Genomic DNA, 26,930 nt, shown 5'->3' on the forward strand with positions numbered 1-26,930 from the left:
CAGAGGTACAACTCATGAAAGGTTTCATCATTAGTAGTTTATCAGCATTGGTCTTAACCGCAGTTTCCACAAGTGCAGTCCACGCTCAACAAACCGCATATAATCCAGCGGTTTCTGAAAATGCATCATCAAATGTAGCACGGATTACACCTGTTGATTTAGTCAACGCCGCTTATCGCGGTCAATTAGAAAATCAAGGAATTCCCAGTTATAATGATTTTCATCTCGCTTATCGAGCAAGACAAATTAATGCATACGCTCTTGTCAAGAGTGCTATTCAGTCAAATTTATTACCATCTCTAGTTCTAAATGACCAAAGTTATATCAATGCGGTTGCCACTCAATTAGATGTTTTCAGATATGAATAAATACAAATCGTCCTCTAGTTCTAGGTAATCACTAAGTTCTTCCCCAAATAAGCAGTAAAATAAGGTTTCGTTGTCAACATCATCTTTTAAGTTATCAATAGCAAATTCAATCGAAAGTGCTTTTTCACCATGTGCTAGGTCATCTAAAAAAGATTTAATCCGTGCCAAGTTTGCCGCTAAGTTCCCCAAACGGGTGGGAATATTATCTCTTTAAAACCTTTGTTGTTTTTGAGTCCAGTCTTTCATACGTCTCAAGCGCAACTGTTGGATAACTTCGGCAACTCGTTCTCTAATCGTAGCGTCCTGAATTTCGTTTCAAAATCGATATCGCTATTGCTATCAAGATTCGCTATCAACTCCTGCAACCCTTAGAGTAGGGCAGATGTCTGTCCCGAAGGGTGCAGTTGAGCAAACTCCTTCACCACCGGAATCAGCACGGTAGGGACGCGGAGCATTTGACTGGGTGGGGACTGTTTCAATGGAGATTTCAACGCTGACTAACCTTGATAGCGTATTTGCTGGCAATTATGCTATCAGAATAAGGCTACCAAAATTCAAACCATTGTTGAGTCACCCGCTTCTATTGGTACCAACCTCATGGGCATCCACCTTAATAAAGCGGTAGTCTATATCCGCCTAGGGTCAGTAGACCCCGTAGAAGGCTTAATTTCTTACTATTCGTCCTCAGGATAAACACAGGTAGCTCCAGAAGCCCGAAGCAACCAATCTAATTCGCCCCAAGGGAAAGGCCATCCTTGAACTTCAATGGCTACACGAAGAAGGTTTTGATTTTCAACAATCGCATCCTACCAAAACCATTGACGCTTATTAGGATGTAGCCAGGGAATCCAATCAATTAACGCCCATTCCGATTCTCTTGGACGTTGTGTTTCTCGATTACATAAGCGCGGACAACAGCTGCACCTTCACGGCTTGAAATTTCCTGTCTCTGTATCCTGGTACTACTTTAAACGTCATGATGGTGAAGCAGTCCTTACGGCAGGTTTCCCGCCGTAGGGAACTGCTAAACCCGTAAGGGCAAGTATGAAAAACCAAGTTGGTCTATCAAGCTTTTTTTGATTAAAATTTATTTTGTACTTTTAGAGGCAAAAGTAATGAAAACTCAGCAAGAAATTTTAACTGATTTTATACAAATAGTTAGTCAGTACAACCGATGTGACAATGAATGTTTTTTTAAGTTGAAAAATGGGCAGGAATGTGATGGAGATATTGAAGCAGTTAACGAAAAATATTTACAGTTTTATCCCTGGTATTATTCACAAGAATGGCAAGATTGTGAATATGAAAAACAATTTTTACGGTATGAAGATGATGAGGATGAAGACATTGACTTTATTCTGATTCCTCTCAATGATATTGATTTAACCAATCTTTACTACTGGAATGAACAATCCTGGTGTTTTATAAGGTTGGAGTGGAATGTGGCTCAGAACTGCTTCATACATAATGAAACCGTACCTGGATCAGTTACCTTACCAGCTGATTTGCAAGAAGATATACCAGAAAATGATAAACGCCTCAAAGCGGTTGGTCGTTGGCAGTCAGACTCAAATCGGCCATATTATCCTCATCCTAAATATTTACTGAAACACAGATGGCGAGAGAGTGAACGCAATCAAATTATTGCTTACTTAAAAGCAGGACATCTCTATGGATGTTGGCACAGAAGATATACATCTTGTAACTTCGGTTGTTTTAGTAGTGAACGCTTTGAAAAACTTAATCAAATAGAACAGCTTAAATTAGGACATGAGATGTTCAAGATGGGAAGCAATTATATACTAACTGACGGAGAATGGTTTTGGCCTGAAGGGCTCTACCACTACGTTGAAAAACATGATATTTGCCTACCTGATGAATTCATCTTGACTATGCAAAAAAATTCATGGTCAGTTCCTCAAAATATAGATTTCCAGAAGTACCAACAAATTGGTAGTAATGATTCCTTTTGGATTAATTGGGCGATCGAGCACACCATCACATTCCCTAGCTGACTACGCAGGCGAATACGTACACCCAGCCTACGGAATTCTTAAGATTGAAATGAAGGATAGCAAGCTTCTGTTCAAATTGGGAAGGATTCAGCTACCTTTGACTCATTTTCACTACGACCGTTTTGATACACCTCACGGTAGGTCACCACAATCCCTTAGTTACTGATCTAGTCTGAGTTTCACATGATTTCTCCTCAAGATGAATATTACTTGAAAATATGATAATCATGATAGGAGGGAGAGAGGCAGCCTTAGGCTGCCTCTCTCCCTCCCCCCTTCTTTTATGATTATCATTATTTTAAAAATAATTTCTACATTTGGACGTATTGACAAAATACACTTGTTTTTAACTTGTCTCCAATACTTGACACTACAATTTTTCCGGCTCCGCTCCACCTTGCTGCTGGACTTGATGTCTATCGACCGATTCAAGCTATTCGCGAGCCATAGTCTTGAAATATCTTAATTATTCAAGGAAGAGACTCGGAGACCGTAGGACGCTCTGACGCTCTGATATCACATATGGGGATTGAACCCCAACCTAGTTTAACAACTTATAGAAGATGGGGTTTTAGACCCTTGGGGCTGCCGCCCCAGACGCGGGGCCTAGCGACTCTCCGCGTCTCCGTGTCTCTACGCCCCGCATCTCTTTGATCAAATGAAAGTTTACTATATCTAGTTGTCGCTACAAATACTCTATCGAGGTGAATCATGACTGATAATTTCGACAAGTCAAACTCAGAACTTTCTCAAGCTGCTGAAGATTTGTTAAAACGAGCGTCTTCGCAGCTAACTTTCAATATGCGATCGCACTCCAAAACAAAATCCCAGGCTCATCACCTTTGGTACGGATTTGGTACGAAGTTTGGTACAGAGGGAGCACTTATTGCAACTTATTCCGACAATTGTTGCGAATAAGGGCGCTTATTGACAATCAGATAGCTGATTTTTCCTGTTCCGCCTTCCATAAAGCGATGCCAACGAAAGCGGCGAGCGCCCTTTTAGGAAAAGTTTGCGATCTACTGAATGTTACTATTGAAATACCCCGTAGTAATCAGTTGACCCCAGATGCACTCCAAGCCATCATTCAACGCATTAGTTTTGGAGGGTTGCCATGAAAGTTACCATTAAAGATAGTCAAATACTCAAAACTGTTAACCCTGATGTGCTCCAGGCACATTTACTAGCTACTGGTTGGCATGAAACCGGACGGATTTATAATGATGCCGGGGCAATTTGGCGACTTAAAAAGGATGCCGCTCCTGAATATGAAATCTTGCTACCTCTCCAACATAACTTAGGAGATTATGCCGAAAGAATCAGCGATATATTAAAAACATTAGAAGTGGTAGAAAATCGCGACCAAGTTGAGATCTTAAGCGAATTTCTTACCAATTATCCCAACTTCACTTGTTTTGGTATAGTCGTGCAAATCGCTACTCCACCAATTGATAAACTGAGTGGAGAAATTACTTTACTCTGTTCAATTTTTGAGAAATTACAAGAAGTTAAAACCGAACTAGCCAACCATGATTATATTTTAGCTATTAAAGCTTATCAGGAACGTTTACCAATTCGCTGCACAGGTGATTTAGTAAAAGTGAACAATCATTTTCTCCTCAAAAATCCTCAAAACTTTCACACTTGACGCTCTCTAATTTAGCGTCCAGAGCAGTCCTAACTTTGCCGTTCCCTTAAGCGTTCCGCACAGAGAGCGGCTGTCTTCAATACAAATGGCGCACAACCATATTCACTGTCCCAAATGGTAAATGTGAAAACTTCGGAAAAAGACGGAGGGTTTTGCTTTAAACTAATGGAATAAAGTTCTTAACTGGCACGGAGCCATTTTGTACTACTAAAGCGCTATTAGTGGAATCAAACAATACCATCTGCATTCCCCAGAATACAAAACCTGTATAGGAACAGTATTTACCCCACTACCAAGAGCTACAGTGGTGGCAGAAGTTGCCGAGTATGGCAAACCTTTGGCTTTATGCCCTAACAAAAATCCTGCTATTCTTCAGATTTTTGACGAGATAGCGATCGCTATGGAGGAAATATGAGTACCCGGAGCCCCCGACGAACTAGCCAAAAACCACCAGCTGATAGAAGCAAGCTCAAAAACGTCGCCCTGTTTAAAGAAGACGAGCAAGCAGGTTCTTCCACTGTGCCAATAGATAAGATTGTCTTGCCCCCCACTCAACCCCGGAGTTATTTTGACCCCGGAGCCATGCAATCTCTGGTAGAGTCAGTCAACCGCGATGGCATCCTCCAGCCCCTGTTGGTGCGAAGAGTGAAGGACCAATATGAGTTGGTAGCAGGAGAGCGGCGCTATAAAGCGGCACAAGAAGTCGGCTTGACTGAAGTGCCTGTGACCATCCGCGAGTTGTCCGACTCGCAGGCGGTACAGTATGCCTTGGTAGAAAACCTGCAAAGGGAGGACTTAAACCCAATAGAAGAAACTTCAGGCATCTTACAACTTTTGGCGATGAACTTAGAATGCATTGTAGACGAAGTTCCCGCCTTGCTATACAGACTAAACAATGAAGCGAAAGGCATAATTAACCGAAACGTTTCGGTTAACTCGAATCTGGAAACAGTAGAAAAAGTGTTTGCTTCTTTAGGACGAATGAACTGGCAATCATTTGTCCGCACCCGACTGCCACTGTTAAAACTGCCAGATGATATTCAATCAGCTCTGCGAACGGGACGCCTTGAGTACACCAAAGCGAAGGAAATAGCCAAGCTGGAGTCAGTAGAAGACAGGGCAGAACTCTTAGAAGCCGCCATTGAAATACCTCTGTCTCTCTCACAAATCAAAGAAATTGTCAAAAAGAAACAACCAAAAACAGAAACCTCCACCTTGCAAAGCCGTCTGGAAACCACCTACCTAAAGGCGAAGAAGTCAAAGGTTTGGGAGAATAAAGAAAAGCAGGAGAAACTAGAATCTTTGTTGGCAGAACTAGAAGCGCTTATGACTGATTCCAAATAAGTGATGGCAGCTGGCGAGTGCCAGGAGATGGGTGCCTGAGAGTCATATTTTCTCCTCGCCCCGTCTCTCTATGGCTAGGATTTCAAGCTCAGCCGATAGATTATTTTCAGCTAGTTCTTTGAATGCGGCTTAACGGCTATACTGCCTTATCGCTCACCACCCAGCCAGCTGTCAATTCAACAACTGCCACAACAAGTTGACTTTACCAACAACATACTCCCCTTCAATCAACTCAAAGAGCAGCACCAAACCTACAAGTTTTTATAAACCTCGTCATCCGCAGCGTTTGCCTATGCGAAAAATATCAACCATCTTGGTTGTATCGTCAATCGTATAAAGAATTGATACTACAAACGTACAAAATAGGATGAAAGATAAATGCATTTAGGCGATCGCGTTCAAGAACCGCATTCATACCACTGAGCCAAGTACTAAGCACCCAGGAGAGTTGGACTCTCGCTCGCTACACCTCCATTGCTACCAAAAACCCAGTCGTCAGAAAAAGTCAGTTTCCGTAAGTATCCGTTATAAATAGTATTTAATTTATACAACTAACTTCAAAAATTACGTAATCGTCCGTGGCAAGTTGAATCCTAAATCATGAGACAAGCAACTAACCAAAAGGGATAAAACAATGGACGCTAACACGATTAAAGAACAACTCCAACTCATCAACAGCCAATCCGAGAAAAAGCACATTACAATTTTAGGCGCAGGAATTGCAGGTTTGGTAGCCGCTTACGAACTCGAAAGCTTGGGACACACCGTTGAAATATTAGAAGGTAGCCCACGCATCGGCGGACGGGTGTGGACACACCGCTTCGGTAACGAACCCGATGCACCTTACGCCGAACTCGGAGCAATGCGTATTCCCTCCGACCACCAACTGACACTGCATTATGTCCAAGAAATGGGATTAGCTGACAAACTGTGTAAGTTTATGACCGTGTTTGAGGAAAGCAACGCCAAAATGAACATCAACGGTCAAGTGCTGAAGATGAAAGACGCACCCCGCACGCTACAACTTTCAGAAGGCGGTCTGTTAACTGATACTCGTTACAGCGAACAAACTCGCAATTTTGCGGCTTGGCTTAAAACCATCATCAATACCATCGCACCAGGTAATCTTCGTTCTGATTTTGAACGCGACTTGCAATCTCACCTGATGGATGAGTTGGAGCGCTTGGATTTAAATCCTTACTTCAGTGAAGACGGCGAAACCATAGATTTGCACTCTTTCTTAACTCAAAATAAGAGTTTCCGCGCCAAGTGTTCTCAAGGATTGGATATCTTCCTTGGCGACATCATGACCGAAACCAGTCACGACTTGTTGCAACTCAAAGGTGGAATGGATCAACTCATTCAGCGCTTGGCAACTTCAATCAACGCAGACATCCAGTGTAATGCTGAAGTAGTTGCCTTGCGTGTAGAAAAAGACCACACCCAAATTACTTGGAAACAAAACGGTCAATTGCACACCACCAACTGCGACTACGTCTTATGCACCATTCCCTTCTCCATACTCCGCAAAATGGAATTGAGCGGTTTTGACGGGCAAAAGTTGGACTCCATCCACAACACCGTTTACTGTCCCGGTACTAAGGTAGCATTTCATACCAAGGAAGCTTTCTGGCAACAAGAAGGTATCAAAGGTGGAGCTTCCTTCAGTGGAGAAGGTGTACGCCAAACCTACTACCCCTCAGTCAAGTTCAATCCAGAGCGTGGAAGCGTGATGTTGGCAAGCTACACCATCGGTGATGATGCAGATCGCATGGGCAAAATGTCAGAACAAGAGCGTTTTGACTACGTGCAAAACACAGTGAGCAAACTTCACCCCGAACTGAATGAAAGGGGTGCGATCGTAGACAAAGCATCCATTGCCTGGGGTGAGTATAAGTGGAGTGCAGGCGGATGCACCATTCATTGGGATGACAGCGAATCTAATTACTTGGCAGCACAAAGACCCCAAAACACCCTATTCTTTGCAGGCGAACATTGCTCTAGATTCCCCGCATGGTTGCAAGGTTCTATCGAGTCTTCTCTCGAAGCTGTTCGCGACATTGTGAAGCACAAGCCAGCTACAAAGTCCACTGCTGTCAACACAATTTCTCGCACCAACCGTCAGTTAGTAACTGTTTAAACAGTCACTACCCGAGCGATTAAGAAAATTTAACAGTTTGTTTGTGTTTTATACCCTTTGGTTTGTACCCGCCACGTGCGGGTTTTTTGATGAGTGGGGTCGCATTCTTGACCTGTAATTTGTCGCTGCGGTCAAATAATTTGTCGCTCTACACTCGGCGACCACCGCGATACGGCACTAGCCGTTAAGCTTCGCTTATCGCTTACGCACAGCGCTTCGTACCCCTTACAACAGAGATGATGAGAGGTCAATTATACCCCAAGCAGTTCTGGGGGAATTTTGCGTGCTAAGTATTTGGACAAAGGTGAAATTGTATCTTTCGATCGCCATTTTCTCAAATCATTGCTTCTTTTTCAATACAGGAGTCAAATGTTCTGGAAACCCAGCCAACTCCACAGCATTACAACCAAATTCATAAGCAAACTCAATAGATTCTCCAGCCCCCAATGCAGCGTAAAAACCAACGGCAAATTCAATACTCGCTTTATCCCCAATCTCTTCGTTCATCCCAATAACATAAGGGATGTGTTGGGCGATCGCACTCTGCAACATCCATGCCATAAATTATAAGACCGCACCACTTTTTAAGCAGTGCGGTCTGGATTAGTATAAAAAGTTCATTTAAATATAAATCAATTGAAGTTTCACTGTCTTTGCTGGTATTTACCTGCCTTCAGTTGACCGAGGTTTTGTTTATCTATTAGGAACTACAACATCAAATTCCACCATTCCAGATTTGGCCAAAAAATTTTTGAACCTACGCGGCATAGTTCACCGTATTTCTTCCGCGAGCGTACAAAAGGCGAATTCTTTTAAATCAAATTTTATACGGCTAAAGCAGCAAATCGAGAAATACACGAACCAAAATTATTAGCTTCTGTCCACCACTGCCAAATCCGAGCCAAGTTCAAAGTCCAAAAGGGAGAGACGGTGATTAAATACCGGGATACCAGTGGTGTGACTCCAGGGTAATTCAAGCAGATACTTTTGACTTGCGATCGCACGACAGCTAAGGGGCAAAGCGTGCGGGAGGTGCAGAAGCTGAGTTGGCACAGCAAGTTGGAGACGGTGATGATCTATGACGATAACCGTCAGCAACACCAGTTGAAGGTGAGTAGTGTGCTGGCTGATTTAGTTTGATGCTCTAATGCCTGAGTTATCTGTCTGTGCTTTTAGACAACCTACAAGTTTTTATAAACCTCGTCATCATTACGTTTGCCTATGCGAAAAATATCAACCATCTTGGTTGTATCGTCAATCGTATAAAGAATTCTGTATTCGCCCTGATCGACACGGTAACCTTCATAACCTTTTAAAGCTATGTGGTCGTGAGGTCTAGGATCGCTACAAAGAGAAAATATTTTTACACTTACCTGCTTAAATTGTTTAGCAGGTAAGTCTTTCAAGTCTTTTTCCGCAGTCTTAGCAATTCTTAAACTATAGCGTTCATTCATCGCCTCGACTAGCAATAATAGATTCTAAAGTAGTAAAACCATCATTCTCCTCAACGGCACGACGAAGCTCATCAGAATCAATAGCGTCCTCAAGTGCTTGAAGCCGCTTTAAATCTTCTAACCCGATGACAGCTACAGCAGTCTTACCATGACGCTGAATGAGAATGCGCTCACCGCCATACTCAACACGATTGATAATCTCTTGAAAGTTTGCACGAGCATCAGATGCACTTATGACAGTCATAGGGCAACATATTAATTAATAAAGTAGGTGATAAAAATGTACAAAATGTACAATTACGCTAAAAAATACAAAAATTGCTTTTTGTACAATTATTCTACTAAATATGTAATACATTTTCCAGATCAAAAAGTAGCTCTTTTGAAAACTCAGTTTTTAAAACTCCTCCCACTCCCCCATACCCCAATGGGTAGCCACCCTTGAACTCCAAGGAAGTTAGCACAACTGGCATTCATAATCCCATGAAGTTTGAGCGCAAGCCTTAGTGCATGAGTGGAGAGATCGCAACCCTAGGGCGTGTTTTTAAACTACAACCATAATAAATAAACCGCTTTGGGTCATGCTCCAAAGCGGGAGGCTTAGTTAATTGTTCCTCATTTCTTCCGCGAGCGTACAAAAAGGGGATGAAGGCACAGTAAAGCGAGATCCCAATCGCCACTGTCCCACTGGCACACGAGTGGTGGCGTTCCTCAAGTAAATAACAATTAAATCGCATTTTAACTCAAAGAACTTGAGTGGTCTAAATTGAGTGCTCGCGGAAGAATGAAGTTAATCGAGGTGAGCAACACTTTTCACCAATTTCAAGGAGAACAAGATGAACAGCAATCAAGTAAACACTCAAAACATGAAACTCGAAGTTATAGTATTGCCCGTTGCTGATGTGGATCGCTCCAAGCACTTCTATGAAACGTTAGGATGGCGACTCGATGCTGACTTTGTCACCAGTGAGGACTTCCGGGTGGTGCAGTTGACCCCGAGCGGTTCGGAAGCCTCAATCATCTTCGGTAAAGGAATTACCTTCGCCGCGCCCGGTTCAGTTCAAGGTTTGTACCTCATAGTTTACGACATCTCCGCAGCCCGTGCCGAATTGGTGGATCGGGGTGTCGAGGTGAGTGAGGTGTTCCACGACATCGGAGGGATATTCCACCATGCCGGAACTGAAGGACGCTTAAGTGGTCCCGATCCGAAACGTCGCGACTATGCCTCCTATGCCTCATTCAGCGATCCAGACGGCAACGGTTGGGTGCTTCAAGAGGTGAAGGTGCGGCTTCCCGGACGGTAACGGGACATGACATCATGTCCGGTTGCATACCCGTAGTTGGGACAGACCCGGAGACACGGGGACAAGGGAGAAAGTTTTATTATGGGCATTTAGCCGGACTTGATATCAATCGCTTAAGGATCAAAAGTAGCCAAAAGTAACAGATTTTTCGCTCATCAAGCTACTCGCCATCAGTGCAGCAGTCATGCACTCACCGAAAGAGCTAAAGCCAACAATTTACACAACACCTAAAACAAGGACACAAGATGAAAACGCAGAAAGTATGGTTTATTACCGGAGCCTCCAGAGGTTTTGGCTTGGAAATTACTAGAGCCGCCCTAGCAGAGGGAGATCGAGTCGTGGCAACGGTTCGCAACGAGCCCGCACAACTCGCTCATGCCCTGCACAACCACCTGGATCTGTGCGTTGTGCAGATGGATGTCACACAAGAAAACCAGGTACAAGAAGCTGTCAAGCAAGGCATTGCCCGTTTCGGTCGAATTGATGTCTTAGTCAATAATGCCGGGTTTGGCATGGTGAGTGCAATTGAAGAAGCTACAGATGCCGAAGTCCGCAAACAGTACGATACCAACGTGTTTGGGTTACTCAACGTGACTCGTGCCGTGTTGCCTTACCTGCGCCAGCAAAAGTCCGGGCACATCATCAATATCTCGTCGCTGTTCGGCTACGATGCAATTGGGGGTTGGGGATTGTACGGCTCCACTAAATTTGCGGTCGAAGGTCTCTCGAAAGGGTTAGCGATCGAACTGGCACCCCTCGGCATCTATGTTACGGCAGTCGCTCCCGGTCTTTTTAGTACCGACTTCCTGAGCGCTGAATCTTATATTGCCGCTCAAACGATTATCGACGATTACCAGGAAACGGTAGCTTTAATGCGTAGCGGAGCCTCGGCGCTACACGGGCATCAACCAGGCGATCCGAAAAAGTTTGCCTCTGTGATGATTCAACTCGCCAATACAGAACGTCCGCCAGTACATTTGCCCGTCGGTCAGGACACGATCGCCATGTATCGGAACAATGCGGCAAAAATGGCACGGGAAATTGAAGCATGGTTGCCAGTCGCTACCAGCACCGACCACGACCACTCTGTAACAGCTTCGACCGTAGCCTAAAGAGCAATATTACTATATGATTTTCAAAGGAGTTTTACTATGAGTACCGAACAAAAAGTTGTTGTTATTACCGGCGCGTCCCAAGGCATCGGCGCAGCCCTCGTCAAGGCGTACCGCGATCGCAACTAAATTGCCTGTAGAACTCATTAAAGAGGAAGGCGGTGGCAATAGAATTGACTAGACATCTCCTCATCACTTGCAGCGAGTTTTGAGGTCACTATGCTCCCAGCAGAACCCGCACCAATAACAATGTAGTCATAATGAGTGATTTTTGTCATTTTGCTCCCCCTGCTGTACCTAGAGCACTATTTATCTTTTAGCTTGTCAGCCCCAATATCCTAATCTTCATCATTGTTAGTTACAGATATATTCATGACTACCTGATTTTCTGAAGGATGTTTATAATGAGGCTGGTTAATTGGGGGACATAAATAATCAAAGGAGCTATCAGTATGCTCCAATTGCATATTACGTGGTGCATTTAAGGCTATAACAGCATCTCCAATTTTTTCACATCTTTTACAGTCACAAGCTGTTGCACCCGTTGCTAATATTTCTTTCAGATTATTAGCAATATTAAGAAATCCTCTTGTGTTTGTATTTCGTGGTAGTTTTTTGGCTATTTCAACTAATTTATCTACTTCTGAACGATGCTGCTTTAAAAGAAACTGGTCTATTTGACATTTACTTCGGCAGGTTTTAACATCTCCAAATTCCGAAACAAATTTTCTCAAACCAGGTACAGGGTTTTTTAAATCAACATTAAGTGGTACAAGAGCGCGAGCGCAGGCTGTAGAATCCTTTGTTTCCTTAAATTTTGTTCTCAACAACAACTCAAAACGCTTGATATAGCTAGCTAAAAGGTAGAGAGCTTTTTCTTTATTTTGAGGATTGTCAAGATTCAATTGATAATTACTAAAAAATTGAGGGATAAACTGCAAAACGGCCTTAAGTTCGCTGCCTTTAAATCTATTGCTCCATAGACTAATGGCATCTCCTATAGTATTAATAGCATCCAAACGTAAAATAAAATAAAAAGAAATTAAATTAATTAGATAACTCCGTTTTATTTCCATCTGAATATAGCTGGAAATATAAAGCTGTTGGTTGCCAATGAGAGCATTTAAATAATTTTGGTAGATTTGTGTAGCCAGTAATAATGAACGAACAACTGAGGTATCTAAAAAACGCTCCTTATCTTGTCTTTCTTCAATTAATTTATCTGACATAATCTTTAGAACTCTAACTCTTCTTGAGAGTTGTCGTCAAAATTGATGCTAAAAGGTAGGGTATTAAAACCTAGCTTTTCTAAAGCTATAATTGAGTTTTCAACTTCTGTATTATCAATTTTTCCCCGCTCGACTAAAGATAAGAATAAATTATAAGCACCTTGATACTGTTGTGCAGTGTAATCAAGCCAGCGATTTTGATGTGCTAATGCATCATGTAGCGCTACCACTACTTCTGTATATGGGTCACCCATACATTTATCAACCATCTCACGCATTTTCCGTATTATGCTGTCCGCAAAAACTGCAGAATAAGGCTCTCCTGCACATCTTGATAGTTCTTCTAAATCTGATAACAAAGATTTGGTAATTTGTGCTGCACTAACTTCTAATACCTTTTGTTCTGTATTCATAGTATATGACTCCTTAAATATATATAATCATAAAATTCCTTTTTTGCCGACGCCATACTCACTCTCCAAAAGGCTCAATAACTTTTCTTCTACTGAAGTTAAATAGGGGCGCTTGATTTCTCCTAAATGCTTGAGAACTGCATATGTCGCGTCCTCCACATTATTGAGGTTGCGGAGTTTAGTAATGCGTAAGCACACCTCTTTCATTTGCTCGCAGTCAGCGTCGGAGTAATCGAGCGATTTGAGGCAATCCATCTTTACAATATAATCTCCGTCCCAAGCTGTGACAGTGCAACTCAAATCATTCACTTGACTCACAATACACCAGCACTTGCCTTTCCCCCTCAAATCGGGATAGTCTTTTGGGAGAATTTGACACACTTCCCCTACTCTGTAAGGATTTGGCACTTTTGTCCGCTCCATAATACGTTGCACGACATCTTTCACTATTCTTGCAGCAGGTGCAACTCCACCCGCTTCCTCTACGGAAATCTGCCACGCTTGAAGCTGCTGTTCTGGTTCTAACTTCGTCAGGGGTCGAATTTGGTACTCACTACTGGGTAGGATTTGTAAATCATCCTCACTCGATGAATTTTGACAACGAATCGTTGTCAAATTTTCAAAAACATCTGCTGCAGCTATCAAATAATTGGATTTTTGCCGACTGTGACTAAAGCGATCGCGACAGTATTCTTCAAAGGTTTTGTGTGTACTTCGATACAACCGCTTGTCCCGCAGTTCCATCAACGCCTTACCCGCTTCATAAAACGACCTTTCTACCTTCCGTTCTAAATGAAGGCGCAAACGCAACTCTTCTTCTTTGAGTTCTCCAAGCTCAACAACTTCGACGGCGAAAGTGTTACCCCCAGAATGCTTCTCAGAAAAGGCAATTTCCTGGAAGTGGGAATTATTGGTTTCCAAACTGAACTGAGCATTCTGCCTTGGGTCAAGCTTTCCTTGATTCTGAGTTTGTGTCATTATGGAATTACCGGGCGCAACGGCTGCCGCTCCAATCCTTTAGGAGTTATTGGGACGGTGGAAGACAAGTCAAATATTGGATGAAAGAAATAGCACTTCTTTCTTTCATATGACTACAATAGCACCGTACAGTACTAATAGGACAAACCAACCTATGGTTTTACTGTATGAAAAGTTAGTTAATGAGTTGGTTAGATATTTGTTCATGGCGCGAAGAGGTGGTAACCCTGATTTTGGTACAAAATATCGCTTTGACAACGGTAGATCTGAACCGCTATCAGAGCAAGTCAAGGCGCAGGTCCATCCTGATATAAAGCGCCAACTGAAGGATTTAGCTGACCAAGAAAATTGCACGGTACCGGATTTGATTAGAGAAGCGCTCGAGCAGTATTTGGCTAGCAAGCAAACAACTCAAGCGAGTTGAAGGTATTTCGGGTAACACATTTCATGTCTCCCCCTCCAATTGACCAACAAATTACTTTTTTATACACTAATGACCTAGCCACTTCTACTGAGTTCTATGAAGATAAGCTAGGTCTGAAGTTGTGGCTCGACCAAGGCAGTTGCCGGATCTATACTGTAACTGGTTCTGGATATTTGGGATTGTGCCAAAGGAACGAGACTGCAACAAAAGAGGACGCTGCACGAACGGGCGTTATCTTTACCATTGTGACCCAGCAAGTAGACCAGTGGTACGAATACCTCAAGCAACGCGGTGTAGAATTTGAAAAACCGCCTACATTTAACGAAAAGTATAAAATCTACCACTGTTTTTTGCGCGATCCCGATGGTTATTTAATTGAAATTCAACGGTTTGAGACTGATTGAGCATTTGAAATGTGCGATGAGACATGGCAAGAATTGAACGCGAGTCCATTAACTTTAAACTTCTCAAAACGCTAGCCAAAGTACTTGCGCTCAAAAGCTCGCTCGACACCACAGCAACGGATTTGGTTATTCAGGGATTGGAACACGTTTTGGAGTACGGATAGTGGTATAGATAAGCGTCTTCATCAAATTGAAGCAGAACTCAAGCGATTGGCGAATAGTATAGAAAATCTTGCTCTCTAGCAGTACAGAAACTCTCATCTTCTCAAATAACAATGATTTATTCCAAACGTCCTCATAGTGAGCTTTAATTGAATTAGATTCAACATAAGAAAATGCAATGTTGAATTTCGATGGCAGAAGTACGAAGGCAGAGGGCAGAAGGAAGGAAGGAAGGAAAAAGGCAGCAATAGTGCTTCCTGGTAGAAGTACAACGTCGGAAGGAAGTGGTACTTCTGCCTTTCAAGTTAAAGAACGCCCTCTACTATCACGAACAATTGCCATCAATCGGACTACTTCCGCGTCCGGTGTACTAGTACACGAAGGCAGAAGTCCGGAGGCAGAGGGCAGAAGGCTTAAAAGCTTTGAATATAAGCTTCTTCCTTCCTATTAATGGTTGCCTTATTTACGCCGTGCTGTACTAGTTTATTGTCTTCGTTTTTAGTTTATTTAAGGTCGAAACCATGATGCCTTGCATTTCTTCTACTTCATTTATGACTGGGACAAATAAACTTTTATCTGTCAAACCAACTTCTCTAGCAATGATTAATTGCGTGTCTAATTCTCTTAGGGAGCCTAATGAAATATGTAGAAATTTGATGTATTCATCTTTTGATTGTCTACCGTAACCTTCAGCAATATTTGAAGCGACAGAAACCGCCGAACGGCGAATTTGAGAGGTTAATCCGTAAATTTCAGATGGGGGAAAATTCTTGGTAAAATTGTAACAATTAATAGCCATCTGTACAGAGCGCTGCCAAATAAACTGATTTTTGTAACTCATAAGTTTGAAGTTGAAAGTTTGAAGTTAAAAGAAAATTATAAGGTAAAAGTAAAGTACTTTTATGTTGCAAAACTTGGAATGAATGCCTTCTTCTTACTCCTTCTGCCCTCTGCCCTCTGCCCTCTGCCTTCTTTTGAGCAATGTTGAATAATTCCACTACCCTCACAAACTCAGAATTAATTGACCTCTGGCTGTACGGTAAAAGTCCCAACACCGTTGACGGCTACCGTCGCTATGCAGAGCGATTTTTTCTCCACGTTAACAACAAACGAATTTCAGATTGTACTTTAATGGACATCCATTTGTGGGCGATGACACTCAGTAAGAGCGACAATTCAAAGCGGGTGGCGGTGGGGGCGATTAAAAGCTTATTTTCTTTTGCTAAAGAGCTAGGAGTTATACCGTCTAATTTGGGAATACTAGTTAAGTCCCCTAAAGGAAAAAATCGGTTGGCAGAGCGAATTCTGACTGAGGAGCAGGTACAATTATTGATAAACGCGACGACCAACAAGCGCGATCGCACCATTGTCCGCTTGCTCTATTTTGCTGGGTTGCGGGTGAGCGAACTGTGCGAGTTGAAATGGCGTGACCTTAAGCCCCGTGGTGAGGGTGGACAAATCACCGTATTTGGTAAGGGTGATAAAACTCGTACCGTGTTAGTGGGCGCGGGTGTGTGGAAAGAAATTTGCGACCTCAAGGACAGTGCAAAAAAAGATGACCCGGTGTTCGTTTCAGGTAAGGGCGGTCATCTTTGCCGAAGTATGGTGTTTCATATTGTGAAGAATGCAGCAACACGTGCGGGAATCGAAGGTAATGTTAGCCCGCACTGGCTCAGGCACAGCCATGCTTCTCATTCGTTAGACCGGGGCGCACCCATTCACCTATTGCAAAGGACGTTGGGACATAGTTCTGTGGCAATAACGGAAATGTATCTTCACGCCAGACCAACTGATAGCAGCGGCTTGTATTTGCCGGATTCTTGAACAGTTAACCGATTGGCGTGGCGACTTACCGTCCACCGTTCTCCGTGGTTTGTAACTCTGCCTGTAGCTGCTGTACTTTTTCTAGAGGTAGACCTGTAATTCTTACAACTGCCTCGACTGATAAACCCTCACGCAGCGAATTAAGCGCTACTTCTTCTAATGCTTCAAGGCGACCTTTTCGTTGCCAGCTAGTAACAATTTCCATATATTCCTCCCTTTCTTCTAATCCCATTGTACTTATCGCTGCTTGAAATGCTTGTTCTTCCGTTTCGTTTAAATTTAAATAAGTATCAATAAAACCAGAGATGAATTCCATTCGTGCAGGGTCTAACCTCAAAGTAGTCAGCAACCGCAAACATTCAGCTTTAACTTGTGGACGTTCTGCTAGTGGTATATTCATCTTAGCCATCAATGCTGCCGCAACAGGGTTTTGTTGGGTTAAGTACTGCCTCCAACTCATGCGATTTAATTGAATTGCTGTAAATTCAAACCTCAGTACATCCAAACCGGGGAATGTGACGGTATGTACCTTGGGTTCTTCTCGCAGTGGCTCATCAAAGGAGAAAATAACAACAGGATAAATTGGCAAATCGTATAGTTTATAGAGACTCGAAAAGTATATAAACATCCGTTTAGCAAATTCCGCTTGGGTATAGGATTGAGCCTCAACATGGACTAGAAAGAAAGTGGATTGATTTTTATATTTAACTTTGGCAAGTAAATCTATTATCTTCTTCTCTCCTGCTGTTATATCTATCAAGACTTGTTCTGGTAAAAATTCAATGGAATTTTTGTCTATATCGGCAGCAATGTTGGGAAGAAATAGCTCAATAAATTCTATAAGAAATGTTGATATTAATACTTTAAATAAGCCGTCGTGGTCAATAGACATATTTTTTTATTAAAGCAATAGGCTATGAATTCTATCATGAAATCATCCAATAATTTCAGCAATAATAATTAGCATGGCTCGGAAATAAATCCAATTGGGGTATCTCTTATCCTGCACTACATTGTAGAAGAGTTGTTGCGCTCTTTGCCTTCCGTAGGAATATGGGTTGTTCCCTTGTCAAGATTTGGGAAAATAGTATGGTTAAGCTGTATTAAAGTCTAGGCGTTGTTGTATTCCTCACAAGCGGTAACAATCGTGAAAAAAATCTTGATATTATCAGCCAATCCTTTAGACACAAACAAGTTACGCTTGGATGAAGAGGTAAGGGAAATCCAAGCAGCGCTGCGACAAGCTAGACATCGGGAGCAGTTTGAAATTGTGACTGAGTGGGCGGTGCGAACTGATGACTTGCGTCGTGCTATATTATACCATGAACCGACTCTTGTTCACTTTTGCGGGCATGGTTTGGGAAGCACTGGTTTAGCTTTGGAGAATAACTTTGGGCAAGTGCAACTGGTGCGTGGTGAATCTCTGGCAAGGTTATTTAAGTCGTTCAGGAGCAAGATAGAGTGTGTTTTGCTCAACGCCTGTTACAGTCAAGAACAAGCTGATGCAATATACGAGTATATTGACTGTGTTATAGGTATGAACCGGGCGATTGGGGATGTGGCTGCCATCAAGTTTGCTGTTGCATTCTATGACGCGTTAGGTGCTGGTTATTCTTATGAAGATTGTTTTGAAGTTGGTTGTGCATCAATTGATTTAGAGGGGATTCCAGAATCAGAGACTCCCGTGCTAAAACTAAGAGAGCGATCGCTCAAAGTAGAAGCCCTCCCACCGCTTTGCTCAGGAGTTCCGCAAGCAGTGCAAGAACCAGAAAATGCTATCAAATCGCAACCGCAAGCGTTAGCCGAGCCAAACGTGACTCAAGGAGCCCAGGAGGGGGACAATTTACCGTCTCAACCCTCAAGTCACCAAAGTTTTACGAACAATATTGAAAAAGTCGTGAACTTAAATCAGGGAACAGGGGATATTAACATTCAAAATCAAACCTTAAACTTGTGACTGGAGTCGTCCGAACGGGAACGGACAAAGTTTCATCCCCCAAAATATATTCCTTATAAAGGCGCTGACAAGTTTGTTGGACGAAAGCGGGAATTGAACGATCTGCATCGAGAAATGCAGAAATCAAAGACTGTAGCGATCGCTGCTGTTGCTCTTATGGGAGGAATTGGCAAAACCGAATTGGCGACGCAGTATGCACGAACACATGAAGCAGATTATTCTGGTGGTATTTGCTGGTTAAATGCGAGAGAATCCAATTTAGCAGCAAAAATCGTGCTATTTTACCAGCAATATATAGGTAAGGAAGTCCCAAAAGAGTTGGGTGGACAACTGCTGAATCCTCAAGAACAAGCGCTGTGGTGTTGGCAGCGAACAGTAAGCAGTTATCAATTAATGTTAAAGCGGTAAATCTTTTTCAAAGAATCGCTTGCCAAAAGCAGATATAATCACAAATGTTTTTGGAGTGTCTGTACGAGGACTTGTATTGATGGCTGTCAAAAATCGCGATCGCATAAAGGTGGGTACTCAGCGTGCTCGCCCAAGGGGTGGTTCCCAGAGGGAGTGTCGCCTGCAACGGTGTTCCTTGGGCGAACGCTATCCCCAAAATTGGAATGAAATCGCCCAAGCAATTAAAGAGAAGTCTGGTTGGCGATGTACTAAATGTGGGTTGCAATGCTTGCGTCCAAGCGATGATGCTTCACAACTTTCTCGTTCGGAAAAAGCAGCACGAATGCTAACAGTTCACCACCAAAATTATATACCAGAGGACAATAGATTAGAGAATTTGCGTGCTTTGTGCAGCGCTTGTCATCTTGCCTACCATACTAGAAGAAGAAGTAATGTTTCCCCAGGGCAGCTATCTTTATTTTGAGGATATTTAAAGAAATGTCTAATCATTCTAATAGCGATAGTCTGGATGAAAAAATCATTCAATTATTTCTCGATTTGAAAGATGATGTCAGACAAAATTTATCTAATAAAATTTTACATTTTCTTCAATCTACCGATACGAATTCTGCGGAAGACCCGTCAGAAAAAATAAATTCTACTGACAATTTCTTTGAAGATATCTTTAATAAAGTATTACAAAGCAATATTTCTTTAATAAGTTTGGAATCCGATAAATTTTCCGAAGGTCTCCAACCAAATATCTATGATATAATAAATAACAATATTCAAAACTTTAAAACTCACTCCTGCTCTCTATTTCAATCACAATCATTTGAAGCTATACCTACGGCAGAACTTATGCTTTCTAGCATTAACTCTCAAATTAAAAAAGAAGAGGTGTGGCAACCAAATGAAGATGGAAGAGCCTACTCACAACATAAAGCTAAAGAAAATTCTAAAAATTATATTGAGCATTATATTACAACCCCTGGAGATCTAACCTTGCTTCCTTGGAATGAAGCATTACAGATTATCGATAAGTTTGGGTTTACCAGTGCAAAACTGCACTTAATCTTTGCTGCTTATACAATGAAGCAGGAAAGACCTTGGGAAAGTTTATTTGTTCTCAACGCTAGCGATTTGATAAAAGAAATGGGTTGGGATAAGCGAACTGATATACCCAAACACCAAAAACTTTTAGAAATAGCAAAAACTGCGTTTGCGTTGGATTGTTTGTTAGTTAAAGCAGTATGGATAGAAGGTAGAAACAAAAAAGGTGGTATAAATGCCAGTACACCTATTGGGCGAATGTGGAATATCACAATTGCACCATACGGTCAGGTAGATTTACACGGAAAAATAGAGGAGCCTGAGGAAGTTAAGCTTATTATCCAACCGGGGGCTTGGACTAAACTTTTTTTGAACCAAGCAGGAGCCGAATCAAGGGAAGCTCTATATCAGTTTGGCTACTTAGCTCAGCAAGTTTTGAAAATTGACCCCTATCATGAAGAACTTGCATTAAGGCTGGCTATATATTTGACATTAAATAGTCGCGTTCGGCTTAATGGAGAATACTTTGTCTTGGAGCTATTGGAAATTGCATTACCCACAACGGTTATTGCTCAAGCCAAAGTTGACAGAGCCAAAGCTTTTAGCCTCAAGCAGCGTTGGGATAATGCTTTAAAGCTACTACTCGAACTGGGTTGGCAAATTGTATTTGACGCGGAAACCTACCCCGAACGGTTAAGACCAAACTGTAAGGAAAAAAAACCTAAGGGCTACTTTAATAAGTTACTGGATGCCAAGCTTACCATCAAACCCCCAGCCCCTATCCCCGAAGTGACAGCATCCCCAGTAAAACCCAAAGCAAAACGAGTACAGCCCAAAACCAAGGATACACTACCAAAAGACATCAGTTTGACTGGTGACCAAGTCAGAGAAGCACGCATTGCTAAGGGTTGGACACAAGCTAAACTTGCTGGTCTTCTGGGCGTGTCCCAAAATCTCATCTCACTTATTGAACGAGGCGATCGCACTATAAACCCACAACAAGCCGCCCTCATCCAAGCACTGCTCTTTATTAACCAGACATCCTAAATCTCTGACCAGCATCCCAACCCATACCCCCATGTTTTTGTCAAGCTCATTTTTGACAAGTTTTAATGCGTTTGCCCTACCATCGTAGGTGACCATATTTGCCTGGACTTCTGTGTGTATAGAGTGTTCGTTCGCACTTTTCGTACTGATATGTAATTTCTGTCTTTACGCTTTTGCTCACTTTTATCTAACTCCTGAAAAAATGAGCGAACCGGGAGTAACTATCATTAATATGTAATTTAATATCTATACTTCGACGTATTGACAAAATTCACTCGTTTTTAACTGTTTATCAATACCCAGGGAGCGACTGTGAACGCCTGGTTTTTTTTCTAGTTTTGTTTTAACCCAAAAAAATCAAAAAATAGGCTTCAAAACCTTGCCCAGCATATGTTTGAGCTTTAAAACAAAGACTCTAGAATCCCCTAACAAAAACTCTAGAATCGCCTAACAAAAAATTTTTTAAAATCCTTTTTTCATAAGGGTTTCAGCATTTTATACCCGGAAAAAGTACTAAAAACGGCAATTTTAGCTTGTTTCCAGAATGTGGCATGATATTTAGAACGACTCTCGCGTCCGCCTGTGTCAAAACAAGTGGGGCTAACAAGCAGGCTGTAGCGGGGGGAAACTTGTTGAAAATGCCTTAATTAAGGGGGTTTATCTGTGAATTGGAAGCTTTACTGCCCGTCATCTTACTCGGTGACATTATTTATCCAAAAAGAAAAAAAAGTTGGATAACCCCTAGGTGCTTGGACTCAGAAACTAAAGCCTAGAATGGATAGCTTCGGATAGCTTCGGATAGCTTCAATCCTCAGACGACTGTTAATCGTCAGACGACTGTTAATCGTCCCGCACTAGTTGGAGATAACCAACAGCAAAAAACTTCTCAATTTAAATTTCTTTATCAATTCTAGGCTATAGTTTTCAAATCTCCAAAGCGATTAGTGGTTATCCGAAATTTGGCACAAATATTCGGATAGCAAAAGATGAAACGTACAAGACGTGTAAAGACTCAGCCAGCAATTAAGGGGCAATTACCAGCAGACCCAGTGGGACAGCGATATGTCAAGCGCTTCTACCACGCATTCCATGCGATAATCGCGCCCGTACCACTATTTGGAGCCTCGCCTGCTTGGCACACAATTGACTATCGCCTACAGCCATCCCAACTGTGGGAACTTCACCAAGAGAATACCAAACTTGTTGGTATTCGGTTCGATTCAACAACGCTGTACGCCACTATTGACCTCGATACTGGCGGCGACTACCACAACCTAGAATCTGTAAAGAAAATTAAAGCAGCGCTAGAAAATATTGGCATAGTCGATATAGTGCCATGCCAATCCAGCGAGAGCGGGGGTTACCATTTAGTTCTGCCGTTAGAAGAACCCGTACACAGCTTTGGGCTGGCTTGTGCGTTGCAACAAACATTAACAGATGCGGGATTTCAGGTGCGCCAAGGGCATTTGGAAATTTTTCCCAATGTTAAAGCTTACTGTCGCGATCGCCCGACGGATTTCAACGCCATCCGAGTTCCCCTGCAAGCGGGCTGCAAATCTTTCTTGCTGGATGACGAACTCTTAGCGATTAGTAATGATGTTTCTACATTCCTAGATTATTGCGATCGCGCTGCCTATAAGCAAGACTTGAAGCATCTTAAAAAAAAGATAGAAATTGCTTATAAGCGCCACCTAAAAGAGAAATACCGCAAAAAGAAATCACAAGATGCAGAAGAATGGCGCAAAGATTGGGAGAAAATCATCGCCACTGGATGGACTGGTTTCGGGCAGACTAACCAAATCCTGCCAGTTATTGTTGGGTATGGCATAGTATTTTTGGGTTTGTTAGGGGATGATTTAGTTGACTATGCTGTATCCACTGCAACCAACGCCCCAGGTTATCGTCAGTATTGCCGCCACCAGCACGAAATCAAAACCAGAGCCCTCGATTGGGTGCGATGCAGCGAGCTTAATGATTATTATTCTGCTCACCCATCATATCCGCAACGACTGGAGGGTACATTTTCTGCCACATTCGCAGAAGCGATCGCTTTTTGCGGTCACACCAACACCAAAAACAATATAGTCACCTTTGAACGCTGCGATCGCCGCCTGGAAATGAACTTAGAGCGCAGTTTAAAAGCCCAACGGCGCATCCAAAGGGTAGTACAAACCCTGGAATGGAATGGTGAGTTACCAGCAGGAGCCACAAACCGGGCGAAACTCATCCGCGAAGCCTACAAACAACGCTTCAACAAGTCTCTCAGTCAAGAGACTTTACACAAATATTTACACTTATGGCATCCAACACGGTATGTAGCAGATCCTTGGATAGAAAATAGCTGGAAAGACTGCCAGATGGGCGATTACGGGCATTGTGCGGGTACATTTGTTATAACTGATGAATTGAAAAATGCTCAAAACCCTTGCCAAATCGATGATTACGGGCATTTTCCCTATATGAAGGTTTTATGTTTACCTCCCGCCGCCCCCGCCCCTCAAAGGCGGGAGGCGGCTGAGGTAACTGAACTAAGGGGAGAGTCCGAGAGGGGAATGCAGCTACCACAATCGGAAAACTCTGTTGAAGAACCAAACACTGTCAACGGTACCAACAATGCAAAACCAGTAGGAGCCAATTCTCCCGCTCCTCCCTTATTTGACAACACTCCGCCACCTCCAAGCGCACCGCCTGCAACTGCTTTACTATCTGAAAAGGAAATTGAGGAGATTAAGCGAGCTACTCGGTTGCGACTTCAAGCGGGAGCATACGCCAACAAGGTTTTGCGAGATTACAGGTTCATGACAGGAAGATTTATTTGCGGCTCCGAGCGATCGCGTCTGTTACAGATTGCCAAAATGCAATTCTACCTTGATTCAGGGTGCAATAGCTTGATTGCAGAAGCCTCGGAATGGGCAGCTGCTAATCCTGGTTGCTTGCCATTTACGTTGTCAACCGCTTTTCTTTGAACGAGGCGGTTCGGGGCGTAAAGAGCGCTCGCTCGCTTGCTCGCCCTACCTATTCCTCAAATATTCCTCCTTCCCGCTTAAAAATCTTGGTTCTAACCAAGATGTAACAAAAGACACTTGTATGAAAGTCTCTTTACCGTTGGACTTTGGGATTGATTATCCATTAAGAGGAAATTGGGACTTTTTTAGTTGAAATCTTTATTTGACAAACCGAGTTCTTACCGTACCGTCTACTATACAGTCCACCGGACAGTATTGAAGATAACAGTAGACAGAGTGCGAGTTGTACGGTGGACAAGTTACAATACAAGTTGAAAAATTTGACTGGACAACCCGAAGAAAAAAATATTTTTTAAAAATTTTCTATAGAAGATTTTCAAAAAAAATATGGAATTAACAAGCGATCGGTTTATTCCCGTATGAAATACCAGAGCATCTACTTGTTAGTTTGAGTATTGTAAGGTGTATCTTGACGAAACACAAGTACAGTATATGGATGAACTGCACCAATACTCCGTGTATTCTGAAAGAATGGATGATTTCCCCCATGGACGAACTATCCGGGCTGAGTGAGAATGAGTCTGCTATGACAGTTACCAAACCGTAATTTTTTCCAAAAATTAGTAATAAAAATTACATAAAATACTTAAAAGAAGAAGTGCGCTCGGCTCCGAACCCGCACGTGGTTCCAACACTCGCATTCCCAGTTCGAGTTTGGCAAGTTTAAAAAGGTTGATATTGCAGTGAAAAATAAAAACCATTATCTTGCAGGGAGTCTCCGCCATCGCTCACTCCAATCAATGGAACACCGTAATCTAGGCGTACATCCAAACCACGGGTAATTTGCCATTCCACACCCAAACCCAAGCCTGCTATCAAACTGGGGTCTGGGTTGGAATCGCGATTGTTCCACCCACCGCCAATTTCAAAAAATGGGGTGATTTGTAGGGTTCTGGGGTTAACGGTGACGGGAATGCGGAGTTCAAAAGAAGCGACAACGCCATTGTCGGATACGAGTTGGTTTTGGCGATAGCCCCTAACTGTGTCTATACCACCAATACTAAATCTTTCTAATGATAAAAGAGAGTCTGGAGTTAACTGGGCGTTGATGCGACTTAGCAGTATGGCTCTTGGAGATAACTGCTGCACCCACTGAAACTGTCCGAGCCAGGAAAAGAAGCGCCCATCGGTTCCCGTGTTGTTGACAGTTGCATCAAAAGCATCAATGCCAAAGTTGAATTGCGATCGCGCTGCTAGGACTTGCATTGTACTCCGGTTGACCCAGTCTTGGTAAAACCGAATGACGGTGACTCTGGATCTTCCGTCTTCCGGTCCTTCTGAGAAGGAGAAGGGGATGTCATCGAGAAGGAAGGTTTGAGAACGACGCACATCTAATGATATGCCAACTGCAAACTCAGTTTGAGGAGATTGTACTAAGGGTTGGCGCAAACCTACAGAAAAAGTTTCGGATTCGCTGCGAATATCTAAGTCTTGGAAAGGGTCTTCGATAATGTTGCTGTCGTTGTTGCTGTAGCTGAAGTTGAGAGTACCATTATGTGGAAGAAGGGGTAAGCCATAGCTGAAGCTGTAGAGGTTAAGCCCATCGGTGCGCCCGTATTCGGCGGTGAGGCGATCGCCAAAACCCAGCAAGTTATCGTGACTGGCAAAAACTCGACCTTGAATTGAACCGATGCTGGGAGATTGGTGGTTATCGATGATAACACCTGCGTGAAATGCAGGGGCTTCTTTCAAGTCTACTCGTAAGATATTGCGACCGGAAGTAGTACCTGCAGTTAATTCTGCATTGACCCGTTCTATAAGTGGGTCAAGCTGCAACAGTTGCAACCCGGATTCTAAGCGCTTGCGGTTTAAGGGAGATTTTGTAGCATTACCCAAGCGACGAAGTACGTATCCTTTTCGCAGGCGGTTTAAGCCATTTATTTCGATTCGCTCCAAATCGCCTTCTACGACTTGAATTTCTACGAGACCGTTTTTTAGATCTTGGTTGTTAGGGAGAAATGCACCGGAAGTGATGTAACCGTTTTTGAAGTAAAGTTCGGTGATGGCAGAACGCAAGGTAATTAACTCTTCAAAGGTAAGTTTCCGGTTTTCATATTCTTTGACTAGCCGATTAATTTCGTCTTTAAGAACGGTATTGCCCAAGACTTCGATTTTTTTGACGTAAAAGCTTGTTTTTGTGGGAGAAGGGGGTAGGGTGGGTTGAGGAGCGATCGGTGTTTGGAGGGGTGGTGCTGGTGGTTCTTTTGGAGTAGAGGGGATGGGTTGAGGTGGTTCAGTGGGTTTGGGAATAGTCTCTTCAACACGTTCTCGTATAGTTGGGGGAATGGTGACTCCAGAAGGGGGGGACGATTGGGCTATTAAAAAGTGAGGAGATGGGGAAACAATTATAGAAATGTCAGAGCCTAAAGAGGGATGAGGTAGGAAATTGCTGCTTTGGGCAAAGGTATGGATTTCTGAAGAAGTGGCGGTTTTCTCTGGGAGCATCGCCTTTAACGGGTGCGCGATGGCGAGATCTCCCATGCACCCTAGTAACCCTGCTACACTCAACTTACATATGCGTACTGTAAAGTAAAATTGTAGGTACTTGCTCCAGCGCACAATTTTAACCCCATATTTTACAGTACATTTGAATGCATTCCTGAAACCAAACATTAGCAAGAAATATAGTATTTTTACTTGT

28 protein-coding genes are annotated in these 26,930 nt (G+C 42.8%); 18 read left to right on the forward strand and 10 right to left on the reverse strand.

The window, feature by feature from the left end; translation table 11 throughout:
* Positions 1–14 precede the first annotated feature (14 nt).
* From AB0756_RS38060 to AB0756_RS38090, 7 genes are all read left to right on the forward strand, one after another.
* Positions 15–368, forward strand: a complete 354-nt coding sequence (locus AB0756_RS38060) for a hypothetical protein (protein WP_408019952.1) — start codon at positions 15–17, stop codon at positions 366–368.
* 1,115 nt (positions 369–1,483) lie between these two features.
* Positions 1,484–2,383, forward strand: a complete 900-nt coding sequence (locus AB0756_RS38065) for a hypothetical protein (RefSeq protein ID WP_408019950.1) — start codon at positions 1,484–1,486, stop codon at positions 2,381–2,383.
* Positions 2,328–2,549: a DUF3471 domain-containing protein gene (locus AB0756_RS38070; protein WP_072040699.1), complete on the forward strand. Its 222-nt coding sequence runs from the start codon at positions 2,328–2,330 to the stop codon at positions 2,547–2,549. The genes AB0756_RS38065 and AB0756_RS38070 overlap by 56 nt, the downstream gene beginning before the upstream one ends.
* A 545-nt stretch (positions 2,550–3,094) precedes the next feature.
* Entirely contained in the window at positions 3,095–3,301 is a 207-nt protein-coding gene (locus AB0756_RS38075; protein ID WP_038091246.1) for a hypothetical protein, read from the forward strand.
* A gap of 196 nt (positions 3,302–3,497) precedes the next feature.
* Complete coding sequence (locus AB0756_RS38080) at positions 3,498–4,031, forward strand: hypothetical protein (protein ID WP_038091249.1); 534 nt, start codon at positions 3,498–3,500, stop codon at positions 4,029–4,031.
* A 411-nt stretch (positions 4,032–4,442) separates the two neighbouring features.
* On the forward strand, positions 4,443–5,375 hold the full coding sequence (locus AB0756_RS38085) for a ParB/RepB/Spo0J family partition protein (protein WP_038091255.1): 933 nt from the start codon (positions 4,443–4,445) through the stop codon (positions 5,373–5,375).
* A gap of 634 nt (positions 5,376–6,009) precedes the next feature.
* Positions 6,010–7,515 carry an NAD(P)/FAD-dependent oxidoreductase gene (locus AB0756_RS38090; RefSeq protein ID WP_038091257.1) on the forward strand — a complete coding sequence of 502 codons (1,506 nt, stop codon included), beginning with the start codon at positions 6,010–6,012 and terminating at the stop codon, positions 7,513–7,515.
* A gap of 339 nt (positions 7,516–7,854) precedes the next feature.
* Here the strand turns inward: AB0756_RS38090 and AB0756_RS38095 are convergent, their stop codons facing one another.
* The 4 genes from AB0756_RS38095 to AB0756_RS38110 form a co-directional block, all read right to left on the reverse strand.
* On the reverse strand, positions 7,855–8,076 hold the full coding sequence (locus AB0756_RS38095) for a hypothetical protein (protein WP_038090986.1): 222 nt from the start codon (positions 8,074–8,076) through the stop codon (positions 7,855–7,857).
* A 263-nt stretch (positions 8,077–8,339) separates the two neighbouring features.
* Positions 8,340–8,573 (reverse strand): hypothetical protein, encoded by a 234-nt coding sequence (locus tag AB0756_RS38100; RefSeq protein WP_408019948.1) that lies wholly within the window; start codon positions 8,571–8,573, stop codon positions 8,340–8,342.
* A 123-nt stretch (positions 8,574–8,696) separates the two neighbouring features.
* A complete protein-coding gene (locus AB0756_RS38105) occupies positions 8,697–8,969 on the reverse strand; it encodes a type II toxin-antitoxin system RelE family toxin (RefSeq protein ID WP_038090987.1) in 273 nt (90 codons plus the stop codon).
* Positions 8,962–9,213 (reverse strand): type II toxin-antitoxin system Phd/YefM family antitoxin, encoded by a 252-nt coding sequence (locus AB0756_RS38110; RefSeq protein WP_038090991.1) that lies wholly within the window; start codon positions 9,211–9,213, stop codon positions 8,962–8,964. Before AB0756_RS38110 ends, AB0756_RS38105 begins: the two co-directional genes overlap by 8 nt.
* Before the next feature lie 592 nt (positions 9,214–9,805).
* Between AB0756_RS38110 and AB0756_RS38115 the strand changes: the two genes are divergently transcribed.
* A complete protein-coding gene (locus AB0756_RS38115; RefSeq protein WP_038090993.1) occupies positions 9,806–10,273 on the forward strand; it encodes a VOC family protein in 468 nt (155 codons plus the stop codon).
* 245 nt (positions 10,274–10,518) lie between these two features.
* Positions 10,519–11,385, forward strand: coding sequence for an oxidoreductase (locus AB0756_RS38120; protein ID WP_038090995.1), 867 nt, complete (start codon positions 10,519–10,521; stop codon positions 11,383–11,385).
* Between the two features lie 338 nt (positions 11,386–11,723).
* Here the strand turns inward: AB0756_RS38120 and AB0756_RS38125 are convergent, their stop codons facing one another.
* The 3 genes from AB0756_RS38125 to AB0756_RS38135 are packed head-to-tail and all read right to left on the reverse strand — an operon-like array spanning position 11,724 to position 14,005.
* Positions 11,724–12,614, reverse strand: coding sequence for a hypothetical protein (locus tag AB0756_RS38125; RefSeq protein ID WP_038090998.1), 891 nt, complete (start codon positions 12,612–12,614; stop codon positions 11,724–11,726).
* Positions 12,615–12,619: 5 nt separating this feature from the next.
* On the reverse strand, positions 12,620–13,027 hold the full coding sequence (locus tag AB0756_RS38130) for a hypothetical protein (RefSeq protein ID WP_038091003.1): 408 nt from the start codon (positions 13,025–13,027) through the stop codon (positions 12,620–12,622).
* 27 nt (positions 13,028–13,054) lie between these two features.
* On the reverse strand, positions 13,055–14,005 hold the full coding sequence (locus tag AB0756_RS38135; RefSeq protein WP_408019947.1) for a hypothetical protein: 951 nt from the start codon (positions 14,003–14,005) through the stop codon (positions 13,055–13,057).
* 154 nt (positions 14,006–14,159) lie between these two features.
* Here AB0756_RS38135 and AB0756_RS38140 point away from each other — a divergent pair, with 154 nt between their 5' ends.
* The 3 genes from AB0756_RS38140 to AB0756_RS38150 are packed head-to-tail and all read left to right on the forward strand — an operon-like array spanning position 14,160 to position 14,997.
* Complete coding sequence (locus tag AB0756_RS38140) at positions 14,160–14,429, forward strand: CopG family transcriptional regulator (RefSeq protein ID WP_408019946.1); 270 nt, start codon at positions 14,160–14,162, stop codon at positions 14,427–14,429.
* A 23-nt stretch (positions 14,430–14,452) separates the two neighbouring features.
* A complete protein-coding gene (locus tag AB0756_RS38145) occupies positions 14,453–14,833 on the forward strand; it encodes a VOC family protein (RefSeq protein WP_038091264.1) in 381 nt (126 codons plus the stop codon).
* Between the two features lie 23 nt (positions 14,834–14,856).
* A complete protein-coding gene (locus AB0756_RS38150; protein WP_153021506.1) occupies positions 14,857–14,997 on the forward strand; it encodes a hypothetical protein in 141 nt (46 codons plus the stop codon).
* Positions 14,998–15,473: 476 nt separating this feature from the next.
* Here the strand turns inward: AB0756_RS38150 and AB0756_RS38155 are convergent, their stop codons facing one another.
* Positions 15,474–15,836, reverse strand: a complete 363-nt coding sequence (locus tag AB0756_RS38155) for a four helix bundle protein (RefSeq protein ID WP_038091020.1) — start codon at positions 15,834–15,836, stop codon at positions 15,474–15,476.
* A 140-nt stretch (positions 15,837–15,976) separates the two neighbouring features.
* Between AB0756_RS38155 and AB0756_RS38160 the strand changes: the two genes are divergently transcribed.
* Positions 15,977–16,819 carry a tyrosine-type recombinase/integrase gene (locus AB0756_RS38160; protein WP_038091024.1) on the forward strand — a complete coding sequence of 281 codons (843 nt, stop codon included), beginning with the start codon at positions 15,977–15,979 and terminating at the stop codon, positions 16,817–16,819.
* Positions 16,820–16,844: 25 nt separating this feature from the next.
* Here AB0756_RS38160 and AB0756_RS38165 read toward each other — a convergent pair whose 3' ends face one another.
* Positions 16,845–17,711, reverse strand: a complete 867-nt coding sequence (locus tag AB0756_RS38165; RefSeq protein WP_038091027.1) for an Rpn family recombination-promoting nuclease/putative transposase — start codon at positions 17,709–17,711, stop codon at positions 16,845–16,847.
* A 255-nt stretch (positions 17,712–17,966) separates the two neighbouring features.
* Here AB0756_RS38165 and AB0756_RS38170 point away from each other — a divergent pair, with 255 nt between their 5' ends.
* From AB0756_RS38170 to AB0756_RS38190, 5 genes are all read left to right on the forward strand, one after another.
* A complete protein-coding gene (locus AB0756_RS38170; protein WP_408019945.1) occupies positions 17,967–18,776 on the forward strand; it encodes a CHAT domain-containing protein in 810 nt (269 codons plus the stop codon).
* Between the two features lie 114 nt (positions 18,777–18,890).
* Complete coding sequence (locus tag AB0756_RS38175) at positions 18,891–19,184, forward strand: hypothetical protein (protein ID WP_038091034.1); 294 nt, start codon at positions 18,891–18,893, stop codon at positions 19,182–19,184.
* 79 nt (positions 19,185–19,263) lie between these two features.
* The gene (locus AB0756_RS38180; protein ID WP_408019944.1) at positions 19,264–19,647 is read left to right on the forward strand and encodes an HNH endonuclease; all 384 of its coding nucleotides are present in this window, start codon (positions 19,264–19,266) and stop codon (positions 19,645–19,647) included.
* Between the two features lie 14 nt (positions 19,648–19,661).
* The gene (locus AB0756_RS38185) at positions 19,662–21,263 is read left to right on the forward strand and encodes a helix-turn-helix domain-containing protein (protein ID WP_038091041.1); all 1,602 of its coding nucleotides are present in this window, start codon (positions 19,662–19,664) and stop codon (positions 21,261–21,263) included.
* A 986-nt stretch (positions 21,264–22,249) separates the two neighbouring features.
* A complete protein-coding gene (locus AB0756_RS38190) occupies positions 22,250–24,229 on the forward strand; it encodes a hypothetical protein (RefSeq protein ID WP_050045168.1) in 1,980 nt (659 codons plus the stop codon).
* 723 nt (positions 24,230–24,952) lie between these two features.
* On the opposite strand, the gene AB0756_RS38195 is transcribed toward AB0756_RS38190, so the two are convergent.
* Positions 24,953–26,770 carry a ShlB/FhaC/HecB family hemolysin secretion/activation protein gene (locus AB0756_RS38195; protein WP_038091269.1) on the reverse strand — a complete coding sequence of 606 codons (1,818 nt, stop codon included), beginning with the start codon at positions 26,768–26,770 and terminating at the stop codon, positions 24,953–24,955.
* Positions 26,771–26,930: the final 160 nt, after the last annotated feature.

This window comes from Tolypothrix campylonemoides VB511288_2, assembly GCF_045999855.1.
Classification (GTDB): Bacteria; Cyanobacteriota; Cyanobacteriia; order Cyanobacteriales; family Nostocaceae; genus Scytonema; species Scytonema bouteillei_A.

Excerpts from the sequence above, each read along its gene's own strand:
- AB0756_RS38075 (WP_038091246.1), top strand. The coding sequence starts at position 3,095 with ATGACTGATAATTTCGACAAGTCAAACTCAGAACTTTCTCAAGCTGCT.
- AB0756_RS38195 (WP_038091269.1), bottom strand. The coding sequence starts at position 26,770 with ATGGGAGATCTCGCCATCGCGCACCCGTTAAAGGCGATGCTCCCAGAG.
- AB0756_RS38150 (WP_153021506.1), top strand. The coding sequence starts at position 14,857 with ATGGCAAGAATTGAACGCGAGTCCATTAACTTTAAACTTCTCAAAACG.
- AB0756_RS38115 (WP_038090993.1), top strand. The coding sequence starts at position 9,806 with ATGAACAGCAATCAAGTAAACACTCAAAACATGAAACTCGAAGTTATA.
- AB0756_RS38140 (WP_408019946.1), top strand. The coding sequence starts at position 14,160 with ATGGTTTTACTGTATGAAAAGTTAGTTAATGAGTTGGTTAGATATTTG.
- AB0756_RS38180 (WP_408019944.1), top strand. The coding sequence starts at position 19,264 with ATGGCTGTCAAAAATCGCGATCGCATAAAGGTGGGTACTCAGCGTGCT.
- AB0756_RS38125 (WP_038090998.1), bottom strand. The coding sequence starts at position 12,614 with ATGTCAGATAAATTAATTGAAGAAAGACAAGATAAGGAGCGTTTTTTA.
- AB0756_RS38120 (WP_038090995.1), top strand. The coding sequence starts at position 10,519 with ATGAAAACGCAGAAAGTATGGTTTATTACCGGAGCCTCCAGAGGTTTT.
- AB0756_RS38190 (WP_050045168.1), top strand. The coding sequence starts at position 22,250 with ATGAAACGTACAAGACGTGTAAAGACTCAGCCAGCAATTAAGGGGCAA.
- AB0756_RS38070 (WP_072040699.1), top strand. The coding sequence starts at position 2,328 with ATGATTCCTTTTGGATTAATTGGGCGATCGAGCACACCATCACATTCC.
- AB0756_RS38135 (WP_408019947.1), bottom strand. The coding sequence starts at position 14,005 with ATGACACAAACTCAGAATCAAGGAAAGCTTGACCCAAGGCAGAATGCT.
- AB0756_RS38110 (WP_038090991.1), bottom strand. The coding sequence starts at position 9,213 with ATGACTGTCATAAGTGCATCTGATGCTCGTGCAAACTTTCAAGAGATT.
- AB0756_RS38105 (WP_038090987.1), bottom strand. The coding sequence starts at position 8,969 with ATGAATGAACGCTATAGTTTAAGAATTGCTAAGACTGCGGAAAAAGAC.
- AB0756_RS38065 (WP_408019950.1), top strand. The coding sequence starts at position 1,484 with ATGAAAACTCAGCAAGAAATTTTAACTGATTTTATACAAATAGTTAGT.
- AB0756_RS38130 (WP_038091003.1), bottom strand. The coding sequence starts at position 13,027 with ATGAATACAGAACAAAAGGTATTAGAAGTTAGTGCAGCACAAATTACC.
- AB0756_RS38175 (WP_038091034.1), top strand. The coding sequence starts at position 18,891 with ATGCAGAAATCAAAGACTGTAGCGATCGCTGCTGTTGCTCTTATGGGA.
- AB0756_RS38160 (WP_038091024.1), top strand. The coding sequence starts at position 15,977 with ATGTTGAATAATTCCACTACCCTCACAAACTCAGAATTAATTGACCTC.
- AB0756_RS38090 (WP_038091257.1), top strand. The coding sequence starts at position 6,010 with ATGGACGCTAACACGATTAAAGAACAACTCCAACTCATCAACAGCCAA.
- AB0756_RS38080 (WP_038091249.1), top strand. The coding sequence starts at position 3,498 with ATGAAAGTTACCATTAAAGATAGTCAAATACTCAAAACTGTTAACCCT.
- AB0756_RS38085 (WP_038091255.1), top strand. The coding sequence starts at position 4,443 with ATGAGTACCCGGAGCCCCCGACGAACTAGCCAAAAACCACCAGCTGAT.
- AB0756_RS38095 (WP_038090986.1), bottom strand. The coding sequence starts at position 8,076 with ATGGCATGGATGTTGCAGAGTGCGATCGCCCAACACATCCCTTATGTT.
- AB0756_RS38185 (WP_038091041.1), top strand. The coding sequence starts at position 19,662 with ATGTCTAATCATTCTAATAGCGATAGTCTGGATGAAAAAATCATTCAA.
- AB0756_RS38165 (WP_038091027.1), bottom strand. The coding sequence starts at position 17,711 with ATGTCTATTGACCACGACGGCTTATTTAAAGTATTAATATCAACATTT.
- AB0756_RS38145 (WP_038091264.1), top strand. The coding sequence starts at position 14,453 with ATGTCTCCCCCTCCAATTGACCAACAAATTACTTTTTTATACACTAAT.
- AB0756_RS38060 (WP_408019952.1), top strand. The coding sequence starts at position 15 with ATGAAAGGTTTCATCATTAGTAGTTTATCAGCATTGGTCTTAACCGCA.
- AB0756_RS38155 (WP_038091020.1), bottom strand. The coding sequence starts at position 15,836 with ATGAGTTACAAAAATCAGTTTATTTGGCAGCGCTCTGTACAGATGGCT.